Genomic DNA, 2,683 nt, shown 5'->3' with positions numbered 1-2,683 from the left:
TTTTCAATATTGCAATAGAACAGTTACTGTTGAAGGTAAAAACGAACTATTTTCTGAATTGACTTCAAACAAGATTTTAGATATTAATAAAAAGCAAACTGGAATTAAAGAATTAAGTGTAAAACCGATATGGAGACAACATTTTTCGGCGATTGGATCTTTGGTAAAAGTGGAACATCCAGCAAAGGAAATTATAAATTGGATTTATAATTACAAAGCGGCTTTCCCTAAATTTTTTAAATATTTACCAGCAGTATTTTCTGTTTTATCATTAACACTAATTGTCGCTCTTGGTTTTCAGTTAATTCCTGAAATAGTAGTTTTGTTTTGGCTTTTTATAGGTTTAGGAATTTCGGGGTTTTATGTTAAAAAAATTAATGAATTTGCTAGAAATACGGGCAATGCAAAAGATACTTTTAAGCAATATCATAAATTGTTAAATGAAATAGAAAACACCAATTTTACTTCTGAAATTTTAAAAAACAAACAATTAGAAATTCAATCTGAAGTAAAAAAAGCATCAACTATTTTTAAAGAATATTCTAAATTATTAGATGCTTTAGATCAACGAAATAATGATATTATTGCTATTCTTGGGAATGGTTTTTTTCTAAGAGATTTAAACCAAGTTTATAAAATTGAAAAATGGATTGCAACGTATAAAGATAAAGTAGAGCAGTGGTTTAAAGTAATTGCTTTTTTTGATGCTCAAAATTCGTTAGCAAATTTTGCTTTTAACCATCCAAAATATGTTTTCCCTGAAATAAAAGCCGATAGCAATGTTATTAAAGCAACTAATTTAGGGCATACTTTGTTAAAAGAAACTCAAAGAATTGATAATGATTTTACCATTAAAAATCAGCAATTTTTTATAATAACAGGTGCAAATATGGCAGGAAAAAGTACTTTTTTAAGAACAGTTTCTTTATCAATTGTTATGGCAAATGTTGGCTTACCAGTTTGTGCTGAACATTTTGAATACAGTCCCATAAAATTAATAACGAGTATGCGAACATCAGACTCTTTGGTAGAAGATGAATCGTATTTCTTTTCAGAATTAAAACGCTTAAAATTTATTGTTGATGAAATTGAAAACGACAATTATTTTATAATTTTAGATGAAATTTTAAAAGGAACAAATAGTACAGATAAGGCAATTGGATCTAAGAAATTTGTTCAAAAATTGGTGGCTTCAAATTCAACTGGAATTATTGCTACACACGATTTAAGTTTATGTGAAATTGAAAAAGAATTAACTGAAGTTAAAAACTATTATTTTGATGCAGAAATTATAAAAGATGAATTACATTTCGATTACCAATTAAAAGATGGAATTTGTAAAAATATGAACGCGTCTTTTTTATTAAAAAAAATGAAGATTGTTTAGTTTTTTAAGGATGTGAATTCACCCAAACTTCGCCATCATCAAAATGTTCTTTTTTCCAAATTGGTACGGTTTCTTTTAAGGTATCAATTGCAAATTCACAAGCTTCAAAAGCGGCTTTTCTATGTGCAGAAGAAACTGCAATAATTACAGGAATAGCTCCAATTTTAAGTTCTCCAACTGCATGATGTATTGCAATTTTATGAATGTTGAACTTCTCTAAAGCGAGGTCTGCAATTTTTTGCATTTCTTTTACCGCCATTGGTTCGTAACCGCTAAAATCTAATAAGGTTACTTCTTTGTTTTTTGTTGCATTTCTAACAGTGCCAACAAATAAAGCAATGCCTCCACAAGAAGCATCTTGTACAAAATTATAGCAATCTTGCAGGTTTAAAATTGCTGAAGTTATTTTAATTGATGTGTTTTCCATATTTTGCAGTAAAAATACTAAAATGACAACCCGAAAACAAGTCCGTTTTGCGAAACGCCGTTGTAATTAGATTTTACATAATCCAATCGTAAAAAGCGCAGTTTCCCAATTCCAATATTTTTCAATCCAACTGAAAGTTCAGAATATGGTTTTTTATCTTTTCTAATCAACGATTTTGCTCCTAAAACCAACTCGAATCCTAATTTATTTACCAACGGAATTTTATTTAATAAATACCCATTAAAATTGTGTTCTGCGTGAAATTCTGCGTACGATTGATTGGTGCTAAAATTATAATAGGGCATTAAATTAAAAGCATTGGTATAATCGTAATTCATATTTATATGCGTTTGATTTCCATTAAAATGTTTATAATCTACAAAAGCAATGTCATCGGCTTCAAAAAAAGCTCCAGCTTTTAGATTGTAATTAAACGTTCCTTTATTGTCAATATCAAAACGTTGTTGAATACGTGCTCCAATTTCACCAAAATTATAATTGTCTTCACTTGATGCAAAATTCTGTTGGTAAAATAATGTTAACGAAGGATATTCAGAAGAAAATGTATTTATTTTTCTATTAGGATATGAGATATATTTTTGTCCAAATCTAATAGTCGCAGCAGTTGTAAATTGATATACGTTGTGCGCTTCAAAAGAAGGAATTCCAATGTTATTTTCGTTTAGCGGATCGTTCGAAGTGTATGTTTTTTCTTTATCATTTAACAGCACATAATCGGTTGTATTTACTAAAGGAGTTCGTTTTTCGTAACTTAAAGAACTTTGCATTCTAATACCATTTGTTAATTCATCAGAAAACAGCACTTTCGCAAAAGTTTTATCGTAAAATTTGGCATAACTTTCTTCAAA

3 protein-coding genes are annotated in these 2,683 nt (G+C 28.7%); 1 reads left to right on the top strand and 2 read right to left on the bottom strand.

Annotated features, from left to right (window positions below; all coding sequences use genetic code 11):
• A partial coding sequence (locus AB1Z17_RS11450) for a DNA mismatch repair protein MutS (RefSeq protein ID WP_368051928.1) occupies positions 1 to 1,387 on the top strand: 1,387 nt, incomplete at its 5' end.
• 4 nt (positions 1,388 to 1,391) lie between these two features.
• Here the strand turns inward: AB1Z17_RS11450 and AB1Z17_RS11445 are convergent.
• Together AB1Z17_RS11445 and AB1Z17_RS11440 are read right to left on the bottom strand one after the other, a co-directional pair.
• Complete coding sequence (locus tag AB1Z17_RS11445; protein ID WP_368051927.1) at positions 1,392 to 1,814, bottom strand: molybdenum cofactor biosynthesis protein MoaE; 423 nt, start codon at positions 1,812 to 1,814, stop codon at positions 1,392 to 1,394.
• Positions 1,815 to 1,831: 17 nt separating this feature from the next.
• Positions 1,832 to 2,683 (bottom strand): DUF5686 family protein (locus tag AB1Z17_RS11440; RefSeq protein ID WP_368051926.1); only part of this gene is annotated, 852 nt, incomplete at its 5' end.

Source organism: Lutibacter sp. (assembly GCF_040883305.1).
Classification (GTDB): domain Bacteria; phylum Bacteroidota; class Bacteroidia; order Flavobacteriales; family Flavobacteriaceae; genus Lutibacter.
This window is presented reverse-complemented; position numbering and strand designations above follow the sequence as displayed.